This window comes from Actinopolymorpha sp. B9G3, assembly GCF_040120725.1.
GTDB lineage: Bacteria > Actinomycetota > Actinomycetes > Propionibacteriales > Actinopolymorphaceae > Thermasporomyces.
Genome location: NZ_JBEEAB010000002.1, coordinates 475258 through 499469 on the forward strand (window position 1 = coordinate 475258; position 24212 = coordinate 499469).

The 24212-nt window shown below is 68.9% G+C and carries 20 protein-coding genes and 1 pseudogene; 9 read left to right on the forward strand and 12 right to left on the reverse strand.

From position 1 onward, the window contains the following. Nucleotides 1-44 precede the first annotated feature (44 nt). From ABNF93_RS05340 to ABNF93_RS05350, 3 genes are all read right to left on the reverse strand, one after another. Nucleotides 45-1127 carry a serine hydrolase domain-containing protein gene (locus ABNF93_RS05340; protein ID WP_349326398.1) on the reverse strand — a complete coding sequence of 361 codons (1083 nt, stop codon included), beginning with the start codon at nt 1125-1127 and terminating at the stop codon, nt 45-47. Next, nucleotides 1124-2254, reverse strand: a complete 1131-nt coding sequence (locus tag ABNF93_RS05345) for a mandelate racemase/muconate lactonizing enzyme family protein (protein ID WP_349326399.1) — start codon at nt 2252-2254, stop codon at nt 1124-1126. The genes ABNF93_RS05340 and ABNF93_RS05345 overlap by 4 nt, the downstream gene beginning before the upstream one ends. Nucleotides 2255-2442: 188 nt before the next feature. After that, the gene (locus ABNF93_RS05350; protein ID WP_349326400.1) at nt 2443-3699 is read right to left on the reverse strand and encodes a cytochrome P450 family protein; all 1257 of its coding nucleotides are present in this window, start codon (nt 3697-3699) and stop codon (nt 2443-2445) included. A gap of 190 nt (nt 3700-3889) precedes the next feature. Here ABNF93_RS05350 and ABNF93_RS05355 point away from each other — a divergent pair, with 190 nt between their 5' ends. Continuing rightward, entirely contained in the window at nt 3890-5092 is a 1203-nt protein-coding gene (locus ABNF93_RS05355; RefSeq protein WP_349326401.1) for an MFS transporter, read from the forward strand. Nucleotides 5093-5234: 142 nt separating this feature from the next. After that, complete coding sequence (locus ABNF93_RS05360) at nt 5235-7862, forward strand: FtsK/SpoIIIE family DNA translocase (protein WP_502877540.1); 2628 nt, start codon at nt 5235-5237, stop codon at nt 7860-7862. Here ABNF93_RS05360 and ABNF93_RS05365 read toward each other — a convergent pair. From ABNF93_RS05365 to ABNF93_RS05375, 3 genes are read right to left on the reverse strand one after another with little or no spacing between them, the layout of a single operon-like run. After that, on the reverse strand, nt 7837-9075 hold the full coding sequence (locus ABNF93_RS05365; protein ID WP_349326403.1) for a PAS domain-containing sensor histidine kinase: 1239 nt from the start codon (nt 9073-9075) through the stop codon (nt 7837-7839). The genes ABNF93_RS05360 and ABNF93_RS05365 overlap by 26 nt on opposite strands. Further along, complete coding sequence (gene kaiC / locus ABNF93_RS05370; RefSeq protein ID WP_349326404.1) at nt 9072-10580, reverse strand: circadian clock protein KaiC; 1509 nt, start codon at nt 10578-10580, stop codon at nt 9072-9074. Before kaiC ends, ABNF93_RS05365 begins: the two co-directional genes overlap by 4 nt. After that, on the reverse strand, nt 10577-10882 hold the full coding sequence (locus ABNF93_RS05375; RefSeq protein ID WP_349326405.1) for a circadian clock KaiB family protein: 306 nt from the start codon (nt 10880-10882) through the stop codon (nt 10577-10579). The genes kaiC and ABNF93_RS05375 overlap by 4 nt, the downstream gene beginning before the upstream one ends. Before the next feature lie 316 nt (nt 10883-11198). Between ABNF93_RS05375 and ABNF93_RS05380 the strand changes: the two genes are divergently transcribed. From ABNF93_RS05380 to ABNF93_RS05405, 6 genes and pseudogenes are all read left to right on the forward strand, one after another. Next, nucleotides 11199-12104 carry an NAD-dependent epimerase/dehydratase family protein gene (locus ABNF93_RS05380; RefSeq protein WP_349326406.1) on the forward strand — a complete coding sequence of 302 codons (906 nt, stop codon included), beginning with the start codon at nt 11199-11201 and terminating at the stop codon, nt 12102-12104. A gap of 70 nt (nt 12105-12174) precedes the next feature. Further along, entirely contained in the window at nt 12175-13155 is a 981-nt protein-coding gene (locus tag ABNF93_RS05385; protein WP_349326407.1) for a mannonate dehydratase, read from the forward strand. A 102-nt stretch (nt 13156-13257) separates the two neighbouring features. After that, the gene (rimO, locus tag ABNF93_RS05390) at nt 13258-14883 is read left to right on the forward strand and encodes a 30S ribosomal protein S12 methylthiotransferase RimO (protein ID WP_502877541.1); all 1626 of its coding nucleotides are present in this window, start codon (nt 13258-13260) and stop codon (nt 14881-14883) included. After that, on the forward strand, nt 14880-15458 hold the full coding sequence (gene pgsA / locus ABNF93_RS05395) for a CDP-diacylglycerol--glycerol-3-phosphate 3-phosphatidyltransferase (RefSeq protein ID WP_349326408.1): 579 nt from the start codon (nt 14880-14882) through the stop codon (nt 15456-15458). The genes rimO and pgsA overlap by 4 nt, the downstream gene beginning before the upstream one ends. Continuing rightward, nucleotides 15455-15955, forward strand: coding sequence for a CinA family protein (locus ABNF93_RS05400; protein WP_349326409.1), 501 nt, complete (start codon nt 15455-15457; stop codon nt 15953-15955). Before pgsA ends, ABNF93_RS05400 begins: the two co-directional genes overlap by 4 nt. A 167-nt stretch (nt 15956-16122) precedes the next feature. Continuing rightward, nucleotides 16123-16356 (forward strand): annotated as a pseudogene (locus ABNF93_RS05405) (helix-turn-helix domain-containing protein); the annotation flags it as partial. 302 nt (nt 16357-16658) lie between these two features. Here the strand turns inward: ABNF93_RS05405 and ABNF93_RS05410 are convergent. After that, complete coding sequence (locus tag ABNF93_RS05410) at nt 16659-17471, reverse strand: DNA-formamidopyrimidine glycosylase family protein (protein WP_349326410.1); 813 nt, start codon at nt 17469-17471, stop codon at nt 16659-16661. 194 nt (nt 17472-17665) lie between these two features. Here ABNF93_RS05410 and ABNF93_RS05415 point away from each other — a divergent pair, with 194 nt between their 5' ends. Continuing rightward, entirely contained in the window at nt 17666-18265 is a 600-nt protein-coding gene (locus ABNF93_RS05415) for a nitroreductase family protein (protein ID WP_349326411.1), read from the forward strand. Nucleotides 18266-18351: 86 nt separating this feature from the next. Here ABNF93_RS05415 and ABNF93_RS05420 read toward each other — a convergent pair whose 3' ends face one another. The 5 genes from ABNF93_RS05420 to glpK all read right to left on the reverse strand — a co-directional run bounded on the left by ABNF93_RS05420 (nt 18352) and on the right by glpK (nt 24044). Further along, entirely contained in the window at nt 18352-19710 is a 1359-nt protein-coding gene (locus ABNF93_RS05420) for an ABC transporter substrate-binding protein (RefSeq protein ID WP_349326412.1), read from the reverse strand. After that, complete coding sequence (locus tag ABNF93_RS05425; RefSeq protein WP_349326413.1) at nt 19707-20387, reverse strand: YesL family protein; 681 nt, start codon at nt 20385-20387, stop codon at nt 19707-19709. Before ABNF93_RS05425 ends, ABNF93_RS05420 begins: the two co-directional genes overlap by 4 nt. Next, nucleotides 20384-21313: a carbohydrate ABC transporter permease gene (locus tag ABNF93_RS05430; protein WP_349326414.1), complete on the reverse strand. Its 930-nt coding sequence runs from the start codon at nt 21311-21313 to the stop codon at nt 20384-20386. Before ABNF93_RS05430 ends, ABNF93_RS05425 begins: the two co-directional genes overlap by 4 nt. Then, the gene (locus tag ABNF93_RS05435; RefSeq protein ID WP_349326415.1) at nt 21310-22227 is read right to left on the reverse strand and encodes a carbohydrate ABC transporter permease; all 918 of its coding nucleotides are present in this window, start codon (nt 22225-22227) and stop codon (nt 21310-21312) included. Before ABNF93_RS05435 ends, ABNF93_RS05430 begins: the two co-directional genes overlap by 4 nt. A 269-nt stretch (nt 22228-22496) precedes the next feature. After that, on the reverse strand, nt 22497-24044 hold the full coding sequence (gene glpK, locus ABNF93_RS05440; RefSeq protein ID WP_349326416.1) for a glycerol kinase GlpK: 1548 nt from the start codon (nt 24042-24044) through the stop codon (nt 22497-22499). Nucleotides 24045-24212 lie beyond the last annotated feature (168 nt).

A 24212-nucleotide genomic window follows, 5' to 3' on the forward strand; every position in this document is an offset into this window, starting at 1 on the left:
GCACGTTCCCAGTATCGGTTCCGGGCCAGCGGCTCGGCGGGCTTTCACCGTGGCCGGAGGAGCTGGGTGAGCGCGAGGTTGTGGAACTTTGGTCGCAGCCGCGCCATCGCCGAGGATCCCCGGCGCGGATGGACCCGGTTCGTCAGCAGGACCGAATAGACGCCGAGGTCCGGGTCGACCCAGACGCTGGTTCCGGTGAACCCGGTGTGTCCGTACGCACGGGGGCTGAACAGGTCACCGACCCCGGCACCGGCGGGTTGGGTGCCCTGCCATCCCAGGCACCTCCGCAGGTTGAGGTGATCGGTGGCCGGGCGGGTCATCACGGCGAGCGTCCGTGGTGCGAGGATCGGCCCCGCTTCGCCAGCGCCGTCGCGCAACAGTGCCAGCGCGAGCCTCTCCACGTCACCGAGCGGCGCGAACAGTCCCGCATGGGCGGCGACGCCCCCGAGCGCGTGGGCGTTCTCGTCGTGCACCGTGCCCTGGACGACCTGGCCGCGCCAGGAACAGTCCTCGGTGGCGGCCGCGCGGGCCCGGTCCTGCGCCGGCGGGTTGAAACCGGTGTCGGACATCGCCGCCGGCCGGGTGACGGTCTCCCGCACAAGAGCGTCGAGGGACTGGCCGGCCACAGCCTCGGCGACGAGTCCCAGGATCATGAACCCGGGGGAGGAGTAGGCCACCTCTGTGCCTGGCGGGTGGCGGAGCGGCAGCTGGCGCAGTGCGGTGAGCATGCCGTCTCGATCGGCGTGCCGCCGGTACAACGGCTGCTGGCCGGGGATCCCGGACGTGTGCGTCAGCAGATGCCAGAGCGAGATGTCGGCCTTGTCGCTCCCGGCGTAGTCGGGGAGGTACGCCGAGATCGGGTCGGACAGCGCGAGCTGGCCGCGTTCGAGCAGCGCCATCGCCGCGAGTGCCGCGACCGGTTTGGTCACCGACGCGAGGTCCCACAGAGTGTCCTCGGCCACGGGCTCGCCGTCCCACGCCAGGGTCCCGAGGACGCCACGGAAGGTGGGGCCGGTCGTGGTGCCGACCGACCAGGCCGCTCCGGAGAAGACGCTGTCGTCGCGGGCGGCACGCAGGAAGGCCTCGGGCGACGTACTCGCCGCGGTTGCCGACGAACGGGGGCTCACTGGGTGTGGTCTCCTTCGTCCTCGTTGCGCCGGGCGTAGTGGGCGAGGCGGTCCAGGTCCACATCGACGCCCAGACCAGGCCCCTGCGGGACCACGAGTGCGCCGTCGCGCATCGCGATCCGCTCGGTGAGGATGTCGTCGGCGGTGAGGTAGTACATCGCGTCGATCGCATGGTCGAGCCGGTCGAGCGCGGCGGCCACGTGCAGGTGACAGGCGGTGGAGATGCCCAGCTCGCCGCCACTGTGGAAGTTCAGCCCGAGTCCGAACGCCCGGCAGATTCCTACGAGGTCCATCGTCGGTCCTACGCCGCCCCACTTGTGTACGTCGGCATGCACGATGTCGACGGCACCCATGCGTACGGCAGGGGCGAGGTCGTCGAGCGTGACGACGCACATGTTCGTGCACAGGGGCGTGCGGATCTCGGCGCGGACCCGGGCCATGCCCTCCAGCCCGGCGCACGGGTCCTCGAGGTACTCGAGTCCGAGGGCGTCGCTCTCGTGACCCGCCCAGATCGAGGCGGTCACGGACCAGGCGGCGTTGGGGTCGACGCGCAGCGCGAGGTCGGGCAGTTTCTCCCGCAGGGCCCGCAGCAGTGACACGTCGTGGCGGGCGTCGGCGGATCCCTTGAGCTTCAGTGCGGTGAACCCCTGCGCCGCCACGATCTCCGCGGCCTTGGTGGCAAGGGCTTTGGGCAGCTCGGCCGGCGCAACGTCGCCCACGGCGGCGGGCGTGACGAGGGCGGTGATGGGTACGACGGCACGCGCGGCGCCACCGAGGTGAAGGTGCAGCGGGACGTCCGCCGCCCGGCAGGTGAGGTCGAGGAACGCCATCTCCAGACCGGCGAGTGCGCAGTAGCCGAGGTAGCCGTAGAAGAACGGCACCATGGCGCAGCGGCGGCGTACCTCGGCGCTCGCGCGGGGATCGACGCCGACGAAGTCCTCGGCGAGCTTCCTCACGAGGGTGGCCGTCGGGCGGCCGTGCATCGTCTCGCCCCAGCCCGCCCGGCCGTCGTCCGTGCGGACCCGGATGACCGTCCGGGTGGTCGCGGACTTGGCCTCGAAACTCGACGCGAACGTCGTTGTCAAGGGGACGTTGACAACCCACACGTCGATGCCGGCAACCCGCATCGGCTCCTCTCCCAACCCCGCATCGGCCCCGACCCGTGCGGAGGTGGATGTGCCGTTCGCTCCGCAGGACTTTCGCGCGGCTGCACGCGCGCACAAGTCTCTCATCCCGGCGACCCCGGCGTCCTCGCCCGCCATGCCGAGGCGTTTTCGCCACGCGGCGGACCCTCGCGGAGGCGCACACTCCGACCTCAGGCGAGATGGACTGGCAGGCGTTCCAGTCCTCTGATCAGGCTGCTGTTCCGCCACCGTAACTCAGCAGGCGCCCCGGCCAGCCGTAACCCTGGGAAGCGGCCAAGCAGGCGCGTGAACGCGATCTCGCCCTCGAGCCGCGCCAGCGGAGCGCCCAGGCAGTAGTGGATGCCGTGGCCGAACGCCAGGTGACCTCCGGCCGGTCGCGTGAGGTCGAGCCGGTCCGGGTCGGCGAACCGCGACCCGTCATGGTCGGCGGAGGCGAGCGACACCAGGACGAACTCTCCGGCCGGAATCTCCACGCCCGTCGCTCCGTCGCCATCACGGGTCCCGTTGTCGGTGCCCAGCACCACCGGCTCTGCGGTGAACCGCATCGTCGCGAGGTTGACCGGTCCGTCGTAGCGGAGCAGTTCCTCGACCGCTCCAGGCAGGAGGGACGGATCTCGCTGGAGGTGGGCCAGTTGGTCGGGATGGCGGAGCAGGGCGAGCGTGCCGTTGCCGATGAGGTTGACCGTCGTCTCGTGCCCCGCGACCAGGAGCAGGAACGCCATCGAGACCAACTCGTGCTCGTCCAGCCGGTCCTCGTCGTCGCGGGCGTGGATGAGGGCTGTCAGCAGGTCGTCGCCCGGGTCGGCCCGCTTGTCGGCCAGGAGCCGGTCGAGGTAGCTGGCCATCGCATACGACGCGACCTGTACCTCCTCGTCCGTGCCGTCCGACACGATCGTCGTCGACCAGGCGCGGAAGTCGTCGCGGTCGGCAGGGGGTACGCCGAGAAGTTCGCAGATGACCGTGATGGGCAGTGGGAAGGCGAAGGTGTCGAGCAGGTCCACGGGTCCGTCGCCGACGCGCGCGGCCAGATCGTCGAGGAGTTGGTCGGTGATCGCCTCGATCCTGGGCCGGAGCCCGTCGATCCTTCGGGCCGTGAACGCCTTGGTCACCAGCTTGCGCAGCCTGGTGTGGTCCGGGGGGTCGGCGTTGAGCATGTGGGCCCGCAGGGACGCTGCGACGATCTCGTCGTCGCGCATGGCGTCGTCGTCGAACTGCTCGGTCAGGACACGCGGGTCCTTGCGCAACCGTGGATCGGCCAGCGCGGCCCGCGCCTCGGCGTACCTCGTCACGACCCAGACGTCCCACCCGTTCGGCAGCATGACCCGGCGTACCGGTCCTTCGTGTCGCAGCGCGGCATAGACGGCGTACGGATCGGTGAAGAAGCTCGGGTCGAGCGCCAGCGGTGCGGGTCTGGTCGTTCCGGGCATTCGCCCTCCTTCACAAGAACTCCTGGACCTTCGACACCTGGACAACGCACCAGAGCCAGGGTGAGATCCCGCCAACCAGAGCACGAGGGCTGTTCGGGGCCTCTGAACTGGTCAGGCTCGCAGGGATCTGGGCCCCAGATGTAAATCGGGGGAGCCGACGGTGGGGCCGCGGCTAAGGTCGTCCGCACTCATGCAGGCATACGCCGTCTTCCTCCTCATCCGTGCCATCGGTTCCTTCGCGGCCGCTGTCGCGTTCACACTGAACCTCGTCTACCAGATCGAGACCGTGGGCCTCGGCCCGCTGGAGCTGGTCCTGGTGGGCACGGTCATGGAGGTGAGCGCGTTCGCCGCGCAGGTGCCGACCGGCATCATCGCCGATCTCTACAGCCGGCGCCTGTCGGTGATCGTCGGGTACCTGCTCATCGGACTGGGCGTGTTGCTCCAGGCGCTCGTCCCGGAGTTCGCCGCGATCGTGGTCGGCAACGTCGTCTGGGGGATCGGTGCGGTCTGCGTCGACGGTGCCGAGGAGGCGTGGGTGAGCGGCGAGATCGGCGACGCCCGGGTCGGCGACGCGTTCACCCGCGGCGCCCAGGTGGGGCAGGCGGCGACCGTCCTCGGCATCGGCACCTCCGTCGCACTTGCCGGCGTGGACCTCAGTCTCCCGCTCCTCCTCGGCGCTGTCTGTTGGCTCCTTCTGGTGGGCGTCCTCGTCGCGGTCATGCCGGAGCGGGCGTTCGTACCCGCGCAGTCGCGCGAGCTCGGGTCGCTCGTCGCCATGCGCGCCCAGGTGGTCGACGGCGCCCGGGCCGTACGCGGGCGGGGAGTGCTGATCTGCCTGCTCGCGGCTGCGTTCTTCCTGGGGCTGGGCAGTGAAGGCTGGGACCGCCTGCAACAGGCGCACTTTCTGGACGACTTGAACTTCCCGTCATTCGGGACGCCCGTGGTGTGGTTCGGGGCGATGAGTGTCGCGAGCCTGGTGGGATCGATCGCTCTCACCCAGGTCATCCGCCGGCACATCGACGCCCTCCGGCCGGTACGGCTGGGCCGGATACTCGTGTTGGCACAGGTCGTCGTGGTCGGCGGCATCGTGGTCTTCGCGCTTGCGGGGGAGTTCTGGATCGCCGTCGCGGCGTGCCTCGTCGTGGGGTTATTGCGGTCGGCGTGCCAGCCGCTGTTGTCCACGTGGATGGTCGCGCAGACCGAACCCCGGACGCGGGCGACCGTGTTCTCGGCCGCCGGACAGGTCGACGCCGCCGGCCAGATCCTCGGCGGCCCGCCGGTCGGCCTGGTCGGCGAGCGGCTGACGATCCGCATCGCGCTGGTCACGACCGGTCTGCTGGCGGCACCGGCCATCGGACTGTACGCACGCGCGCTGTCGCACCTTCGGCGGTGATCGGGCCGATCCGGAGCGTCGCCGAACCAGTGTCGGACCCTCGGTAGGACGCCGGGAGGTCACCGAGAGGACCTCGGTCAGTCGCTCTGGGCGGCGTGTAATAGCAGGTCCCCGGCGCCGCCATCCCGTACCCTGACTCTCTATGTCTCCCCGTACGTCCTCGCCCCCACGACGTGCTCAGGCACGCTCGGCGAGCACGTCCCGTTCCCGTGCGAAGGCGAACAAGGGACGCGGCAGGGGACAGGGCAGGACGCGGATGACCCAGTCCCGCCGCCCACCCGCCCGCCAGGGGAGCCTCCTCGGGCGCGCCGCCACGGCGCTGGTCCGGCTGGTCGCCGGCATCTGGCTCGGCATCGCGCACCTGATCGGCGCCATCGTCCGGCGGATCGGTTCCAGTGCCCGCGAGCTCGATCCCGGACTGCGACGCGACGGTGTGGGCCTGTTCTTCGTCGGCCTCGCGATCGTCGTCGCGTCCGCCGTGTGGTGGAACATGCCGAACGACGTCGGCGAAGGCATCCGGGTCGTCGTGTCCGGCAGCGTCGGCTCACTCGCTTGGGCCATCCCGATCCTGCTCCTGCTCGTCGCGTGGCGCACGCTGCGCCACCCGGACCGCAACGGTCCCGGCGGGCGGCAGTTCATCGGCTGGGTCGCGATCCTCGGCGGCGTCCTCGGCCTCGTCCACATCCAGCACGGCATTCCGCGGCCGGAGAAGGGAATCGAAGACCTCGTCGGTGCAGGTGGCGCGATCGGTTATGTCATGTCATCGGTACCCTCCGACCTGCTCACTCCGTACGTCGCCGTGCCCCTGCTCGTGCTCCTGACGCTCTTCGGGCTCCTGGTGCTGGGTGGTACGCCGGTACACGCCCTGCCCGAGCGCAGCCGGGAACTGTGGGCGAAGGTCAACCCCAAGGCTGCTGCCGCGCAGGCCGGGGACAGCGCCGGCGACCAGACCAGCATCGACGAGGACGCCAAGCAGACCCAGCCGCTGCGCCGGTCCCGGTCCGCGCGCCGCCGGATCGCCGCGATGGCCAAGTCGAGCTCCGGTGCGGATGGCGACGACGAGACCGGCGACAAGCCCTACGACAGTCCGGTCCTGGAAGGCCGAGAGGTCGCCAAACGCGGAAAGAAGGGCGCGACCACCGCCGACGACACCGACCCTGCCGCCGACGGCGAGCCAGCCGCCGCGACCGCCGAGTCAATGAGCGAAGGCAAGGCCGGCAAGTCCGGCGGCAAGTCCGGCGAGGCACCCGCACACAGCCCGCTGCCGCAGCGGGTCGAGCAGCTGGCGCTCTCCGGTGACGTGACCTACGTCCTGCCCGCCGGAGACGTCCTCGCGCCCGGCTCGCCGCACAAGGCCCGCTCGAAGGCGTCGGACAAGGTCGTCGACAAACTCACCGAGGTGCTCGAACAGTTCGACATCGACGCGCAGGTGACGGGCTACACCCGCGGGCCGACGGTCACCCGCTACGAAGTCGAGCTCGGACCCGCCGTCAAGGTCGAGAAGGTCACCGCGCTCACCAGGAACATCTCCTACGCCGTGGCGAGCAACGAGGTGCGGATCCTTTCGCCGATCCCCGGCAAGTCCGCCATCGGCGTCGAGATCCCCAACACCGACAAGGAGATCGTCAGCCTCGGCGACGTACTCCGCTCGAGCGTCGCACGCAGTGACCACCACCCGATGGTGGTCGCGCTCGGCAAGGACGTCGAGGGCGGCTTCGTCGTCGCGAACCTCGCGAAGATGCCGCACCTGTTGCTGGCGGGAGCGACCGGCTCCGGCAAGTCGAGCTTCATCAACTCGATGATCAGCTCGATCCTCATGCGGTCGACGCCGGACGAGGTGCGGTTGATCCTGGTCGATCCGAAGCGGGTGGAGTTGACGGCGTACGACGGGATCCCGCATCTCATCACGCCGATCATCACCAATCCCAAGAAGGCCGCCGAGGCGTTGCAGTGGGTCGTGTCGGAGATGGACCGGCGCTACGACGACCTGGCCGCGTTCGGGTTCCGGCACATCGACGACTTCAACAAGGCCGTACGCACGGGGAAAGCGAAGCCTCCGCCCGGCAGCGAACGGGTACTCACGCCGTACCCCTACCTCCTCGTCATCGTCGACGAGCTCGCCGACCTGATGATGGTCTCTCCCCGCGACGTGGAGGACTCCGTCGTCCGCATCACCCAGCTCGCCCGGGCCGCCGGCATCCACCTGGTGCTCGCCACCCAGCGGCCCTCGGTCGACGTCGTGACCGGACTCATCAAGGCCAACGTCCCGTCCCGGTTGGCGGTTGCGACGTCCAGCATGGCCGACAGCCGGGTCATCCTCGACCAGCCCGGCGCGGAGAAGCTGGTCGGCCAGGGCGACGGACTCTTCCTGCCGATGGGCGCGAACAAGCCGATCCGGATCCAGGGCGCCTGGGTCACCGAAGCCGAGATCCGCAAGGTCGTCGACCACTGCAAGGTGCAGCTCACGCCCACCTACCGCGAGGACGTCACCGCAGCACCTGGGGCCAAGAAGGAGCTCGACGACGAGATCGGCGACGACATGGACCTCGTCGTCCAGGCCGCGGAGCTGATCGTGTCGACCCAGTTCGGGTCGACCTCGATGCTGCAGCGCAAGCTCCGGGTCGGGTTCGCCAAGGCTGGGCGGTTGATGGACATCCTGGAGAGTCGGGGGGTCGTCGGGCCGAGCGAGGGGTCGAAGGCGCGCGACGTCCTGGTCAAGCCCGACGACCTGGAGGAGTTCCTCCTCACCCTGCGCGGCGACTCCGACTGACGCGTTCTCTCCGCCCCGGCTGCGGAGTCGGCTCCGCTGACTCCTGACCTGGTGCCCGGGGGAGCCGGAGACAGAAGCTCGGGCGATCGTCGTCCGGCTCGTACCACGCTTCGCCGCCGTTGGCCTGGGCGAGATTGCGCACGATCCACAGCCCCAGCCCGGTGCCGTCAGCGTGCTGGCGAGCCTCCGGCCCCCTCCTGAAGCGTTCGAAGAGGTGGGGCTCGAACTCCTTGGGCACACCCGGTCCGTGGTCGCGGATGCGAATCTCCACGTCGTCGCCCTCCTCGCTGACCTCCACCTCGATGGGTGGCTGCCCATAGGCGAGCGCGTTGTCGAGATAGTTGGCGAGCATCTCCGAGAAGGTGTGCCGGTCGACGAGGATCACGGTGTCGGGGCTGCACGCCAGCTCGACGTCCTGGTACCGCCGGTCGAACGCCCCCAGCCGTTCGAGGACGAACTCCAGCACGTTGACCGGCTCGGCGCTCACCTGCGAGGTCTGCGCGTCGATCTTCGAGGCTGTCCGCAGCTTGTTGACGAGCGTCTGCAGGTGTTCGGTGCGTTCGGCGATGCGGTCGATGAGCTCGTCACGCTCGTCCTTGCCGCTGGCGGTACGCAGGAGCCGGAGGGACAGGGCAATGGCGTAGAGCGGGTCATTGAGTTCGTGGGCCGTCACAGCGATCACCACATCGCGCTGGTCGAGGGCGGCCTGGAGGGTCCGTACCGCGTGCCGGCGATGGGTGACATCACGCATCGCCGCGATGTAGAGCAACTCGTTGCCCCAGGCGGTGGTGGTGATCTGGATCTCGACGGCGGAGGCCCGACCGTCGGGCCTCACCACGTCGATCTCGCTCGACCCGTGCGGGACGATGGGAAAGCCGACCGGAGCGCCGATCAGATCGTGGACCCGGCGGCCCAGCAACGTCGCGGCCGCGGGGTTGCAGAACCGGATGATGCCGTCCGGACCGATCGCGACGATTCCGTCCGGTGTGGCAGTCACGGCCACCTGTCCCGCGTCCTGGTCCACCGTAGCCGTCGGCATCGTCTCGGCGAGCCCTTCCTCGGCCCCTTCGGCAAGCCTTTCGTCGATCCTGTCCTCGACCACCTGTGCGGCCTCGTCAGGCGGGTGCGGCCCCCGATGCGCCTGATCCGGGCCGGGCGTCGGCTGGGCCGCGGGCTGCGGCACGTCTGGTCGCCGGTCTCTGATGCCGCTCATTGGACCGCGTCCTCGTCTCCGTCGGTGCGTACGCCTCGGCCGCTGTCGGCGTCGACCCACCCGGACTCCTCGCTCACCGGTCGGCCGATGTGGAGGCCGGTCTCGTCGATCGTGACCCTGCGGATGCGTTCGTCGTGGGCGGTGCCACGTGCCTGGACGACGCTGACGGTGCGCTGGTTCTCCCCGGCGGCCTCGAAGTAGTGCAGGCGGATCGTGACGTCGGTGAGACCCGCGACCTCGATCGCGGCTGAACCCGTTGTCATGAGCCGGGCACGGTCAGGAGGCAGCGCGGTGAGGAGCGTGGTGATGTCGCGCTGTCGCAGGACCGAGCCCAGTCCGGTGAGGAAGTCCAGCAGGGTGCGCGGTGTGGCCACCCGTTCGAGCGCCGACAGGGTGTCGATGACGAGTCTGGCCGGATCGAAGTCGGCGATCGCATGCCGTAGCTGGCTGAAGTGGTCTTCCAGCGACGACATCTCCGGGTACTTCGCGACCACCTTCAGCTTCCCCGACCTCTCCATCGCATCGAGATCCATGCCCCAGCTGGCGGCGCTGCGGCCAAGCTGCTCACGGGTCTCGTCGAAGGTGTAGAAAAGGCAACGCTCGCCGGCCTCGACAGCGGCACTCGCATACTGCAGGCAGGTCAGGGTCTTGCCCGCGCCGGTCGGACCGGTGAGCAGCACAAGGGCGTCCTGGAAGAATCCGCCGCCACACATGACGTCCAGTTCCCGGATTCCGGAGGAGATGCGCACCCGCGAGGCGCGGTGGCGGGCGGGAACGAAGGCCAGAGGGAGGACGAGGATCCCTTCGTTGGGATCGATGGCGAAGAGCCACTCGCCGGTGCGGTGGGGAGCGCCACGGAACTTGAGGATCTCGATGGTGCGGCGGCGCCGCTCGTGTTCGAGCACGTTGCGCATCGTGATGACGTTGCTGTGGACGAACTCCTCGACGCCGTGACGTGACGTCGTGTCGTACTCCTCGGACTTCTCCGCGGTGATCACCGTGACGACACCGAGGTCGTCGAGCGCCGAGGCGACGCGGAACAGTTCGTCTCGGACGTCAGCGACGTCGGTGAACCGGGTGAGGATCGCGGCCATCGAGTCCAGCGCCACCCGGTGGGCGTCGGTCTTGCGGATGGCATGTTCGATGCGGGCGATCAGCGGTCCGAAGTCATAGGGGCCCAGGTGGGCGGCACGCCTGGTCTTGTCCTGGGAGGCGTCGACGAACGCCCACTTCCCTTCCTTCTCCCACGTCTCGACGTCGAGTCCGAGCGCCGCCGCGTTGGTACGGACGTCGTCCGGGTTCTCCTCGAAGGTGACGAAGACCCCGGGCTCGTCGAATCGCTGGATTCCCCGGGCAAGGAACTCCAGCGCGAACAGCGTCTTGCCGCTGCCTGCGGTCCCGGTCACCAGGGTGGAACGACCCGCGGGGAGCCCGCCGAGGGCAAGCTCGTCGAACCCGCTGATACCTGTCGGGACACGAGCGAGGTGGCGCGGGTCCTGGTTCACCTGCGGTCACCACCCGATCCGGCCTCCTCCATGACGGGAAATCCGAGGGCGGCCGCCGTGCGGTGCCGGTCCGAGAGGTCTCCGAACGCCCAGCGCTGCGGCAGTGGCATCAACCGGACGACGGTCGGTGCGATCAGAATGCCTTCGCTCTCGGCGAGGTCCGGGCGTTCGACCACGTCGATGATCTCGAGTTCGTAGCGACCGGGAAGCGCCGACTCGCACAACCAGCGCAGGTCCCGGACCGCCGCCTCGGTCCGTTCGGTCTGTCCGGCCACATAGAGCCTGAAGGAGTATGGCGTCACGATCGGAACACCTCTGGCGCCGAATTCGGGGGAGGGCCGGGTGGCGGGCGGTGCGCCGGACCGCGGCTACCCGTCGTCAACAGTGCCCCCTTCGAGGGACCGGCGGACGGGGGAATTCGTCCTCCGTGCCGAGGGCGTTCTGGATACCTGCGCCAGGACATCCGGCCACCGTCGTAGGACCTTCGCCGGAGCGGGCTGCCGCACGCGGCAGGGTGTCGGTGTCCGCCCGTCCGCCTTCGAAGAAAACGCCGGGGTTGTCGGGCTGTAGAGTCCCTGACGACGACATGACCGGGACCATGATCATGGAGGAGAGCGCTTGCGGATCGCCGTCACAGGTGCGAGCGGCAGGATCGGAACCGCGGTGGTGGCGGCCGCGCTCGCCGGTGGTCACGAGGTCGTTGCCCTTGATCGCGCGACAGCGGCACCACCCGATCCCGGGCCGGCCGCCGATGCCACCCCCGTGCCCCCGTCGACGTTCGTCACGCCGGACGGGACGACCGACGCCGCAGCGCCGGTCGCCTGGCTCGACGTCACCGATCTCGAGGCGTTCACCGCGCAGATCGACCGCTGCGACGCGCTGATCCACCTCGCGGCGATCCCGAGTCCGTGGGGGAGGCAGGCAGCCGACGTTCACGCCAACAATGTCCTCGGCAGCTACCACGCCTTTCTGGCCGCTGCCGAGGTCGGTATCCGCCGGGTGGCGTGGGCGTCCAGCATCAACGCCATCGGCGGCTACTACAGCCGGGCGCCGAGGTTCGACTACTTCCCGGTCGACGAGGACCATCCGAGCTACGCCGAGGATGCGTACAGCCTGTCGAAGTGGCTCGGCGAGCAGCAGGCCGACGCGATGGCCCGCCTCCACCCGGACCTCTCGATCGCGAGCATCCGCCTGCACGGTGCCCGGGCCGAGCACCCGAGGATCCGGCCGCGCGCGGAGGAGGAACCCACCGAGGACCGGCTTCGGACGGAGGCGCGGCATCTGTGGGGCTGGGTCGACATCCATGCCGTCGCCAGGGCGTTCCTGTCGGCGTTGACCGCCGACTTCACCGGCCACGAGGCGTTCTTCGTCGTCGCGCCCACAACCACGACGTCGGTGCCGTCGGCGGAGCTGCGGTCACGGTTCTACCCCGACGTTCCACTCCGTCGGTCCCTGGAAGGCCACGCCGGGTTCTACGACTGCGGCAAGGCCGCCAAACTCCTCGGCTGGACCCACGACACCTGATCCGCCCCGGGTCCGCCAGGGTTGCCGGACCTCCGAAGTCCTGCCGAACCTGCAGAACGAGGAGTACGCCATGAAGCTCGCGGAGATGGTTCCACCCGGTCCGGACTCGTCGACACTGCGCCGGCTCGTCGTCCAGGCGGGAGTCGAGTGGGCGATCGGCGGACTTCCGCAGACCAACGGACCGGACCGGCGGGGCACGGACCAGCCCTGGGATTTCGCGCCGCTGCTGTCGATGAAGCAGCGGTACGAAAGTGCAGGGCTGGGGCTCGCCGCCATCGAGGCCAGACCGCCGCTGGTCAAGGCGAAGCGAGGGCTGCCGGGCCGTGACGAGGAGATCGACGCTGTTTGCACGCTGATCGAGAACATGGGCCGGCTCGGTATCCCGGTCTGGTGCTACGAGTGGATGAGCGACTTCAACTGGCTGCGAACGAACACCGCCGTCCCGTCGCGTGGTGGCTCGTTGGTGAGCGGCTACGACCATGCGTTGATGCAGGCCGCTCCGCCTGCCGAAGCGGGGCCGCTCAGCGAGGAGACGCTCTGGGAGACGCTGGAGTACTTCCTGCGCCGGGTCGTTCCGGTGGCCGAGCAGGCGAACGTCAAGCTTGCCATGCACCCCGACGACCCGCCGCTCTCGCCGATCCGCGGCGTCGGCCGGATCATGCGCAGCGTCGACAACTACCAGCGGTTGCTCGACCTCGTGCCCAGTCCGGTCAACGGGATCACCCTGTGCCAGGGAAACTTCCGGTTGATGACCGATGACATTCCGGCAGTGATCAAGAAGTTCGGCCGGCAGGAGAAGATCTTCTTCGTCCACTTCCGCGACGTCCGCGGCACGGTTGTCGACTTCGTGGAGACCTGGCACGACGACGGGCCGACTGACCTGCTCGAGTGCCTGCGTACCTATCACGAGGTGGGCTTCGACGGGCCGATGCGTCCCGACCACGTGCCGACGGTCGAGGGCGACAGCAACGCGCATCCCGGCTACTCCCTCTACGGACGACTGTTCGCGCTCGGCTACATCCGCGGGATGCTGGAGAGCATCGGGCGCTGAGCGAGCGCGGGTGCCTTTAGCGGAGCTCGATTTGTCCGATATGTGAGGCAGGGTGGACTGGGGATTAGCCGCACGAGCGGTGGTACGGAAAGATGGGCGCCGATGACTCGTCCCGGCGCCACCTCCACCGCGGAGGGCACGACGACCCCGACGACGGTGGCACCGGTCACCGTCGCCATGGTGACTCTCGGCTGCGCCCGCAACGAGGTCGACTCCGAGGAGCTGGCCGGCCGCCTCGCGGGGGCGGGGTTCGCTCTCGTCGACGACGCCGCGGACGCCGACGCGGTGGTCGTGAACACCTGCGGCTTCGTCGAGGCGGCGAAGAAGGACTCCGTCGACCAGCTGCTCGCGGCTGCCGACCTCAAGGACGCGGGGCGTACGCAGGCCGTCGTCGCCGTCGGCTGCCTCGCCGAGCGCTACGGCGAGGAGCTTGCCGAGGCGCTGCCCGAGGCCGACGCGGTCCTCAGCTTCGACGACTACCCCGACATCGCGAGCCGGCTCCGAGGCGTTCTCGCCGGCGATTCGCACGTGCCGCACACGCCCCGGGACCGCCGCAAGCTGCTCCCGCTCACCCCGGCCGCGCGCGGGGGAGCCGCGACCGGGGGAGTCGCCGTGCCCGGGCATGCCGTCGTACGTCCGGACAGTGATTCGGGAACCCGCGGTTATTCGGCGCCAGCCGTTGGCACGGGAGATGTCGGCACGGGACCGGACCTGCCCGACGGCATCGCACCGGCGGCCGGGCCACGGGTGTACCGCCGCCGCCTCGGCACCGGCCCGTTGGCCCCGCTGAAGCTCGCGTCCGGATGCGACCGAAGGTGCACGTTCTGCGCGATCCCTCGGTTCCGCGGTGCCTTCCTCTCCCGCCCACCCACCGAGATCCTCACCGAAGCCCGCTGGCTCGCTGGGCAAGGCGTCCGCGAGCTCTTCCTGGTGAGCGAGAACTCCACGTCCTACGGCAAGGACCTCGGCGACCTCCGCCTCCTCGAGAGCCACCTGCTGCCTGAGCTCGCCGCCGTCGAGGGGATCTCCCGGGTCCGGGTGTCCTACCTTCAGCCAGCGGAGATGCGGCCCGGACTGGTCGAGGCGATGACCTCGACGCCTGGCGTGGCAGCGTACTTCGACCTGTCGTTCCAGCACGCCAGCCCCACGATCCTGCGGCGGATGCGGCGCTTCGGCGACACCGCACGGTTCCTCGCGCTGATCGACCAGATCCGGGCCGCCCACCCGACCGCTGGCGTCCGCAGCAATGTCATCGTCGGCTTTCCCGGCGAGACTGCTGAGGACTTCGACGAGCTGTGCGAGTTCCTCCAGGCGGCGCGGCTGGATGTCGTGGGGGTCTTCGGCTACTCCGACGAGGACAACACCGAGGCGGCGACATACTCCGGCAAGCTCGACGAGGACGAGATCGCGTCCAGGGTCCAGCGGGTGACCGAGCTGGCCGAGGAGCTCACCGCGCAACGGGCGGAGGACCGGATCGGCGAGCTCGTCGACGTGCTCGTGGAGAGCGCCGGTGACGGTGGTGTCGAAGGGCGTGCCGCCCACCAGGGACCCGAGGTCGACGGCACCACCCGCCTCGACGGTGTGGTGTCGGCGACGGTAGGTGAGCTGGTGCGTGCCCGCGTCGTCGACACCGACGGGGTTGACCTGATCGCGTCGGCCCTGCCGCCGGACGACGGTCATCCGGAAGCGGAACTGGCCTCGGTGCCGGCTGGAGGAGATCGCGGGTGACTCAGGTGTCTGAACGCCGTGTGAGCGCGTGGAACGTCGCCAACGCCGTCACTGTCCTGCGGATCGCCCTCGTACCCATCTTCTGCTGGTTGCTCTTCACCAGCGCCGAGCCGGGCGACGCCTCCCTGCGCTATGTCGCCTTCGGCGTCTTCGTGTTCGCGGCACTCACCGACAAGTTCGACGGGGAGCTGGCGCGGCGTCGCGGTCTGGTGACCGACTTCGGGAAGGTCGCGGACCCACTCGCCGACAAGGCTCTGGTCGGCGCGGCCCTGGTCGGGCTGTCGCTACTCGGCGAGCTCGCCTGGTGGATCACGGCGCTCGTGCTGGCCCGTGAGTTCGGCATCACGGTGCTGCGGTTCTGGGTGATCCGTTACGGCGTCATCTCCGCGAGTCCCGGCGGTAAGGCGAAAACTCTGCTGCAGACGGTCGCGATCAGCCTGTATCTGCTCCCGCTGGAGGGTCTGCCCAGGCTGCTGGCCGAGCTGACCATGGGGCTCGCCGTCGCGCTGACCGTCATCACCGGCCTGGACTACGTCATCCGCGCGCTCCGGCTCCGGCAGAGTGGGCGGAGTTGAGCACCCCGCCAGTCGGTGACCTGGCCGGCCGTTGTCATGGCCTGCTGGACAGGGTTGGTGCCACGGTCGCGACCGCCGAGTCGCTCACCGGTGGTCTGGTGGCTGCCGCCCTCACGTCCCGGGCGGGCTCGTCGAAGGTCTTCCGCGGCGGCGTGGTGGCGTACTCCGTCGACCTGAAGGCGGCCCTGCTCGGCGTACCCGACGAGGTGTTGGAGCGGCACGGTCCGGTGCATCCGGCCACGGCGCAGGCGATGGCGGTCGGCGTGCGGGACCGACTTGGCGCCGACTACGGCATCGCCACCACCGGGGTAGCTGGACCGGAGGCTCATGGCGAGCAGCCTGTTGGCACCGTCGACGTTTGCTGTGTGGGACCCGGAGGGCCTGTCGTACGCCGGTACCAGCTGACCGGCGATCGGGACACGATCCGCGGATCCGCCGTCGCGGCCGCGCTGGAGATGCTCGCCGACACCGTGGTGCGCGACAACGCAAGGTCGTGATCTACGCCATGAGCGTACGCATCTGAGCGGACCGTAGGCGGTGCGGTGTCGTCATGGCGAACCGATCCCGGGTACGGTGGGTGCAGCTTGGGGAAGTGCACACGTCCGGTCGCGCCGCGTCTGCGACGGTTTCGGGCTTCCGGCCTGGAGATGAGAGGGGAGCGCCCATGGTCCTGGTTCGTCACCTGCTGGGTGGCGTTCTACGCCGCCAGCGCCTGCGGCAGGGGCTCACCCTCCGCGAGGTCTCCGTCGACGCCCGGGTGAGCCTGGGCTACATCTCCGAGGTCGAGCGCGGGCAGAAGGAGGCCTCGAGCGAGCTCCTGGCCGCGATCTGTGCCGCTCTCGAGGTGCCCCTGTCCGACGTGCTCCGCGAGGTCAGCGACGAGATCGACAAGATCGAGACCCCGCTGGTCCCGGCGACCGTCCCCTCGTCGACGATCACAAAGGTCACCGCGAAGCGGATCGAAGCGTCCCAGATCGACGCCAAGCTCATCGAGGGCAAGCGAATCGAGGGCCGTCGAATCGAGACGAGCCAGATCGAGACCCGCCGAATCGACAAGTCCCGGATCGAGCCGGCACATGTCGACAAGGCCCGGATCGAATCGGGACAGATCGACGACACCCCCGTCGAGGCCGCCAACGCACACCGCGCCGTGGTGGTCGCCGCCTGACGCTGGTCGGGAACCGCCGTGGATCCCTCGACCTACTCCGAAGGGCCCGCGCTGTTTTGCGATCGGGCGGGTTGGCACGACGGGCACCAGTAGACCACGCGTTCCTTGCCCGCCGGGCCGACCTCGCCGCGCCGGATCGGTGTCCGGCATCGGCGGCAGGGTTCGCCGGCGCGTCCGTATGCCCAGTGCTGGTGTCCCCGGCGTAGGTTGCCGGTCGTCGCCTGCTCGGGATGGTCGCGGTTGGTCCAGAGCAGCTGTCTGGCCAGGCGCACCATCCGCGACAGGTCGCCGGCGTCGCGCACCGGTGTCAGCGGGTGGACGCCGCGCAGAAATAGCAGTTCGGTGCGATAGAGGCTTCCGATGCCGGCGAGGTTTCCCTGGTCGAGGACGGCCTCGCCGATCGGACGGTCGGGTGCGACGAGAAGCCTGCGGACAGCCTCGTCGGCGTCCCAGTCACCTCCCAGCAGATCCGGCCCCAGATGGCCGACGACCGTCGCCTCGGCGGCGGTGGCGAGAAGGTCCACCCGAGCCAGCCGTCGCCCGATGGCGACCGCCGCCTGGTTGGCGAGGATCACCCGCACCGGCTCGCGAGTGCCGGGCCATCGCGCGCCGGCCCGTTCGATCCGCCACGTCCCTTCCATGCCGAGATGGGTGTGGAGGGTCAGATCGGGCTCGATCCGGGTCAGCAGGTGCTTGCCGCGCGACACTACTTCGCGTACCAGGCGGCCGGTGAGATCGTCGGTCGCATGCTGGGGCACCCGCAGCTCAGCGGCCGTGAGCCTACGCCCGGCTAGGACAGCATGCAGCCTGCGCCCAGAAAGCCAGACGGTGTCACCCTCGGGCATGCTGTCCAACGCCTTCGGCCATGCGCCATTCTCCCCACAGGCGGATGCGTGCCGGCGCCGTCATGCCCGTGCTGCGCGGCGCGGCCTGTTGGCGACCGGTGCCGGGCTGTGACGAACCGCACCAGTGTGCTCGGGTGATCGCGACACGAGGCCTGGGGACCACCGCTGGGTGTGGCTCGGGCAGGCTGGTCGGTATGGAGTTCTCCGAGGTCGTACGCAAGCGCCGGATGGTCCGAAACTTCGATCCCTCCCGGCCGGTCGATCCCGCCGCCGTCGAGCGGATCCTCGACAATGCGGTCCGCGCGCCGTCGGCGGGGTTCAGCCAGGGTTGGGCCTTCCTCGTGCTGGAAACTCGAGAGGGGATCGACCGGTTCTGGGCCGCGACGACACCGCCGGGCGGCGGCTCGGACACGTGGTCGGAGGGCATGCGACGGGCGCCCGTGCTGGTGGTGGCGCTGTCGTGCAAACGGGCATACCTCGACCGGTACGCCGAAACCGACAAGGGCTGGACCGATCGCGGCGAGACCCGGTGGCCGGTGCCGTACTGGCACATCGACACCGGCATGGCTGCCCTGCTCATGCTGCTCACCGTCACCGACGAGGGTCTCGGCGCCTGCTTCTTCGGGATCCCGCCTGAGCGCACAGCCGCCTTCCGGAAGGAGTTCGGCGTACCCGAGGACCACACGCCGATCGGTGTCGTGGCGCTCGGCCATCGGGCGCCGGACCGGCCTTCACCGTCACTGAAACGCGGCCGCCGCAGCTCCGACCACGTAGTCCACCGCGGTCACTGGTAGCCGCCTCTTCCTTGTTGGAGGTATCTCGCCAAAGAAGGCGAGATACCTCCAACAAGCCGGGGCCGTGCCCTCGGTCGGACTCGAGGTCAGCGGCCGAACTCCTTGGGTTCGATCTCGCCGTTCTCGACTCCGGTCTCCCATGCCTTCTGGTACCGCGTGGCCAGCTCGGCCAGCCCGGCGTCCACATCGGTGTCGGGCTCGAGAATCAACCCGATGACCGTCGTCGCGGTGTCCTTGCCTTCGAGGCTGAGCACGGAGCCGGGATTCTTCGGCCACTGCTGGTCGTTGTCTGTCGGCCGGAACAGCTGGAGAGAGGCGTTCTCCTTGGCCACCGGTGAGTCCCATGCCTCCTCGCTCAGTGGCGGGATGCCGTTCTTGGCGAGCGTCTCCTGCATCTCCGGGCCGACCAGCACCCCGAACACCGTCGCCGCGGCCTCCGGTTCCTCGGTCCTGGAGGAGATGGCAACGGGGAAGCCCGCGTTCATCGGCGACCGGACCGGGGTCGTGCCGTCGGGAACGGGAATCGGGCCGGTGCCGAGGTCGACTTTCGAATCCAGCTGCTGAAGTCCGCCGACGATGCTCCCGCTGGTGAGAACCATGCCCACCTTGCCCTCGGCGAACGACGAGAGGAAGACGTCATAGTCCATCGTCTCCGCACCGGGATAGACGGTCTTGTCCTTGATCAGGGTGCGGAAGTGTTCGACGCTCGATGCGTACTTCTCGGACTCGAATTTCCCCGTGGACTTGTTGAAGAGGCCGTTCTGCGCCAGGTCACCGTACGCGGAGAGGATCGGCAGGTCGAGCGTCCATCCCTGGAAGCCGACCCAGCCCATCGGAAGACCGACGCCGTATGCATCGCCGCCGCCGGCCTTGGTGATGGCCCGTGCCGCCTCCTCGACCTCGGAGAAGGTCGTCGGTGGGTCGTCCGGATCGAGCCCTGCCTTCTCGAAGAGCTCACGGTTGATGGCCAGCCGTACGGTGAACGTCGTCGTCGGGATCGCGTACGGCCGCCCGCCCCACACGAGCTCGCTGGTGTCCTGGAGGTAGGGATCGGCGTCTTCGAGCAACTTGTCGTTGACGAGGCCGTCCAATGGCTGCACCCAGCCCGCCGCGACGAAGCCACCCATCTGCGCGCTGGGTGCGTGGAAGATGTCCGGCGACCGTTCTGTCTGGAAGCCGAGCCGGACGATTTCTTCGTACTTCTCGGTCGCCTGTGGTTCGAACCGCACCTTGATGCCGAGCTCGCGCCCTTCCTTCGCGTTCCACTTCTTGAAGAACGCCTGGCGCGCGCTCGCCTCGGCGCCGGCTCGGTCCCACACCACGACGGTCTTGACGTCCCCACCGTCGGACCCGTCGCCGGTCGACCCGCCGTCACCTCCGCAGGCGGCCAGGAGGGCCGCGACGAGTCCGGCCGCGGTCAGCGCCGCAGCACTGCGCAATCTCATGTTGTCTCCCTTCGTTGGGAAAACTCGTTGACGGTCGCGTCCGGGCGTGGAGTGGCGCGCCCGCTGGTGACGGTGGCGAGCCAGGCCCACAGCGCCGGAACGCTGAGCCAGTACGGAACCCAGACCGTGGTCGGTAGCAGGACTCCGACGACGAGGAGCGCGGCCGTCCCCACCGCGCACAGGGCGGCGAGATCGGGCCGCCGGATCGCGCGCAGGTACGAACAACGCAGCGCATCACGCGCGCCGTTCCCGCGTACCGCGAGCAGCGGGAAACTCCACTGGACGGCGATCAACCAGGTCACGGAGACCGGGACGACGACCATCGGCAGTACGGCGCCCCAGCTGCCACCGGGCGAGGGACCGAATAGCGCGGACGCCGTGACGACCGAACCCGCGACGGTGACAAGGGCGAGGCGCAGGGCCGAAGCGAAGCAGGCGCGGGCCTCCCCCCAGCTCTCGGCGAGGGTCGGCGTGGAGGTTCCGTCCGCGATCGTCGTGACGGTACGCACCAACACGACGGTGGCCGCGGGTGCCGTCACCACCGGCAGGCACAGCAGCAGCCACACCACGCTGGCGCGGAGCAGAGCGACCCAGCCGGCGAGTAGGCGGTAGGGCAGACCGTCGACGGCGAGGAGCCCGCTCATCCGTCGATCCCCCTGGTCCGAAAGCCCGCTCATCCCTTCACCGCTCCCTCGGTCCAGCCGCGGACGAAGAAGCGCTGCAGGACGATGAATACCACCACGATCGGGATCAGCGCCATGTTGGCACCGGCGAGCACGACGTTGTAGGCCGCCATTCCTTCCACCGCGTCGTACTGCAGTGCCGAGACTCCGACGATCAGTGTGCGCAGGTCGGGCGCGGCGAGAGAGAAGGCCAACGGCACCTGGTAGTTGTTCCACGACGCCTGGAAGCCGAGCACGATGGTGGTCACGAGGATCGGTGCCATCAAGGGGAGGGCGACGCGGCGGTAGGTGCCGAAGAAGCCGCAACCGTCGACCCGGGCCGCGTCCTCTATCTCCGTGCCGAGACCGCTGACGAACGCCTTGACGAGATAGACGTGGATCACCATGATTCCGGCGTACTCCACGAACGTCATGCCCAGCAGGTTGTCGATGCCGAGCGCGCGGGCGATCTTGTACTGCGGATAGAGCATCGCGGTCGTGAGGCCGATGAACAGCGTCGCCATGTAGACCGCTTCGAGTATCCGTTGGCCCGGCAGGCGTTTACGCGCCAGCACGTAGCCGGACATGCTGGAGGCGAACGTGTCGAAGACGACGACACCCGTGGTGACGAGGACGCTGTTGAGGAAGTAGCGGGCGAAGTTGGACCGTGTCCAGGCATCGAGATAGTTCGACCATTCCCAGGTGCGCGGAAGGAGTCCAGGGCGAGTGGAGATGATCTGGTCGAGCGGTGACAACGATGCGAGCAGTCCGAAGACCAGCGGGGTGAGCATGCCGGCGGCCAGCACTGTCAGCAGGATCAAGAGGACGCTCACCCGCACCCATCCGGCCGGCGTACGTCGTGGTCGCCGGCCGGGGACTCGGTGTGCACCGGCGGACACCTGCTGCTCCTCGCGTGCGGGAGCCTCGGTCCTCGCGCTCATGCCTCGTGCCTCCTGACCAGACGCAGGTACGCCACCGAGACGACGCCGACCACCACGCTCGCGGACACGCCCAGTGCGGCCGCGTACCCGATCTGCGGGATCGCCGTCGGTTCGAAGAAGAACCGGTAGATGTAGGTGAACATCACGTCGGTCGCTCGCGCCGGGCCGCCGTCGGTGAGTGTCTTGACCAGGTCGAACGACCGCAGGATGCCGATGATGGAGATGAGGACCACGATCCGCGCGACGGGCATGAGCATCGGCAGGACGATGTGCCGGAACGTCTGCCACTCGCCGGCCCCCTCGACCGCGGCGCTCTCCGTGAGCTCGGTCGGGATCGTCATCATGCCGGCGAAGAACAACAGCATGTTGATGCCGACATGCGCCCACACGCCAACGCCGATGAGGCTGAGCAGGGCGTTCGTCGCGTCGCCGAGGAAGTTGACCGGGGAGTCGACGAGCGAGGTCGCCAGCAGGACCTGGTTGAACGGCCCGCCGATGTGGCGCAGGAGGAACCCGAAGACGATTCCGATGATCGCGGGGGAGAGGACGTAGGGCAGGAAGTAGATCGTGCGCAGGATCGTGCCACCACGCACGCCGCGGAAGAAGGCATACGCCAGCGCCAGCGCCAGCGGCACCTCGAGCACCAGGCGTCCTCCGGTGAACTGCAGTGTCGTGACGACGGATTCCCACCACTGGCTGTCCCGACCGACGCGGGCGTAGTTGTCAAGACCGACGAACGTCGGCTCGGTGAAGCCGTTCCACCGGTGGAAGCTGTAGTAGATGAGCCAGGCGATGGGAACCAGTGCGAACGCGGCATAGGGAAGGAACGCGGGGAGAAGCATGAACCAGGCCGCGGAGTTCTCGCGGTGACGCCAACCCTCGCGACGAGGTCGAGGGAGCTTCGCGCGTCGCATGGTTCCCCCATTCACCGTGAAACGATTCACGGTTCGCCGAGGCTACGAAGGCTGACCAGGCCTGTCAAGCGGTCTCCACCGGCCCCTACCGGCGGGCTTGGGAGACCTGAGACCAAGCGCCCTCCCCGCAAATGACCACGCTGAGCAGGGCCGCGGAACCGTGAATAGGCGTCAACACCCGTCCCGGCGTACGCAAGCCTGGCCGACCAGGCGAGCTATCCCTCCGGATCGACCCAGTCGAGCTACCCCTCCGGATCGATCCAGGCGAGCTATCCCTCCGGAGCGACCCAGTCGAAGGTGCGGGTGACCGCCTTCTTCCAGCTCGCGTAGTCGCGTTCGCGGACCTTCGCGTCCATCGCGGGTGCCCAGCGCCTGTCTTCCTGCCAGTTGCTACGCAGGTCGTCCTGGCTGGACCAGAAGCCGACCGCGAGACCAGCGGCGTACGCGGCTCCCAGCGCCGTCGTCTCCGCGACCTGCGGCCGGATCACCGGCACGTCGAGGATGTCGGCCTGGAACTGCATGAGCAGTTCGTTCACGACCATGCCGCCGTCGACCTTGAGCTCGGTGAGGTCCACGCCGGAGTCGGCGTTCATCGCATCGACGACCTCGCGGGTCTGATAGGCGGTCGCCTCCAGAGTCGCACGGGCGATGTGCCCCTTGTTGACATAGCGGGTCAGGCCGACGAGGACGCCACGGGCGTCCGACCGCCAGTACGGCGCGAAGAGGCCGGAGAACGCGGGAACGAAGTACGCCCCGCCGTTGTCGTCGACCGAACGTGCCAGCTCCTCGATCTCCGACGCGCTTCTGATCAGTCCCAGGTTGTCCCGCAGCCACTGCACGAGCGCGCCGGTGACCGCGATCGAGCCTTCCAGGGCATAGACGCAAGGCTCGTCGCCGATCTGGTAGCAGGCGGTCGTGAGGAGTCCGTTCTCGCTCCTGACCCGCTCGGTACCGGTGTTGAGGAGCAGGAAGTTGCCGGTGCCGTAGGTGTTCTTCGCCGTACCCACGTCGAAGCACACCTGCCCGAACGTCGCCGCCTGCTGGTCGCCGAGGTCGCCCGCGATCGGTACACCGGGGAGCAGACCGCCCCTGCGTACTTCGGCGTACACCTGTGACGACGGCCGGATCTCCGGGAGCATCGACAGCGGAATGCCCATGTCCGCGGCGATCTCGGGATCCCACCGCAGGGTCGCGAGGTCCATGAGCATCGTGCGGGACGCGTTGGTGACGTCGGTGAGGTGAAGACCGCCGGCGGGGCCACCGGTCATGTTCCACAGCAACCAGGTGTCCATCGTGCCGAAGAGCAGTTCGCCACGGTCGGCCTTCTCCCGAGCACCCTCGACGTTCTCGAGGATCCAGGTCACCTTCGGCCCCGAGAAGTACGTCGCGAGCGGGAGCCCCACCCTGTCCTTGTAGCGATCCGCGCCGCCTCCGAGCGCGCCCAACCGCTCACAGATCCGGTCGGTACGGGTGTCCTGCCAGACGATTGCTGGATAGACCGGTTTGCCGCTCGCGCGCTCCCAGACGAGGGCCGTCTCACGCTGGTTCGTGATGCCGACCGCGGCGATGTCGGCGGCACTGATGTCCGCCCGCGCCAGTGCGCCCGCGGTCACCTCGCGGGTGTTGGTCCAGATCTCTTCGGCATTGTGTTCGACCCAGCCCGCCCGCGGAAACATCTGCTCGTGCTCGAGCTGATGCACGCTCACCACCCGGCCGGAGTGGTCGAAGACCATGCACCTGGTGCTCGTCGTGCCCTGGTCGATGGCAGCGACATACGTGCTGCTGCGCTTGTCGGCGACCTCACTGCGTTCGGTCATGTGACCTCCTTCGTCGGTCCCATGACCGTGGTGCTGTGTTTGTCGATGACCTCACTGCGTTCGGTCATGTGCACTCCCACTCCGCTGGCCGATGAGTCTGCAGGTAGCGTACGAAGCGGCGCGAGGTGCAGGGGAGGGTGTATGGCAAGTGTCGAGCGACTTCTCGCC

Coding starts and splice junctions, on each gene's coding strand:
- ABNF93_RS05345 (WP_349326399.1), bottom strand. CDS start 2,254: ATGCGGGTTGCCGGCATCGACGTGTGGGTTGTCAACGTCCCCTTGACA.
- ABNF93_RS05350 (WP_349326400.1), bottom strand. CDS start 3,699: ATGCCCGGAACGACCAGACCCGCACCGCTGGCGCTCGACCCGAGCTTC.
- ABNF93_RS05355 (WP_349326401.1), top strand. CDS start 3,890: ATGCAGGCATACGCCGTCTTCCTCCTCATCCGTGCCATCGGTTCCTTC.
- ABNF93_RS05360 (WP_502877540.1), top strand. CDS start 5,235: ATGTCTCCCCGTACGTCCTCGCCCCCACGACGTGCTCAGGCACGCTCG.
- ABNF93_RS05365 (WP_349326403.1), bottom strand. CDS start 9,075: ATGAGCGGCATCAGAGACCGGCGACCAGACGTGCCGCAGCCCGCGGCC.
- ABNF93_RS05385 (WP_349326407.1), top strand. CDS start 12,175: ATGAAGCTCGCGGAGATGGTTCCACCCGGTCCGGACTCGTCGACACTG.
- rimO (WP_502877541.1), top strand. CDS start 13,258: ATGACTCGTCCCGGCGCCACCTCCACCGCGGAGGGCACGACGACCCCG.
- ABNF93_RS05410 (WP_349326410.1), bottom strand. CDS start 17,471: ATGCCCGAGGGTGACACCGTCTGGCTTTCTGGGCGCAGGCTGCATGCT.
- ABNF93_RS05415 (WP_349326411.1), top strand. CDS start 17,666: ATGGAGTTCTCCGAGGTCGTACGCAAGCGCCGGATGGTCCGAAACTTC.
- ABNF93_RS05420 (WP_349326412.1), bottom strand. CDS start 19,710: ATGAGATTGCGCAGTGCTGCGGCGCTGACCGCGGCCGGACTCGTCGCG.
- ABNF93_RS05425 (WP_349326413.1), bottom strand. CDS start 20,387: ATGAGCGGGCTTTCGGACCAGGGGGATCGACGGATGAGCGGGCTCCTC.
- ABNF93_RS05430 (WP_349326414.1), bottom strand. CDS start 21,313: ATGAGCGCGAGGACCGAGGCTCCCGCACGCGAGGAGCAGCAGGTGTCC.
- ABNF93_RS05435 (WP_349326415.1), bottom strand. CDS start 22,227: ATGCGACGCGCGAAGCTCCCTCGACCTCGTCGCGAGGGTTGGCGTCAC.
- glpK (WP_349326416.1), bottom strand. CDS start 24,044: ATGACCGAACGCAGTGAGGTCGCCGACAAGCGCAGCAGCACGTATGTC.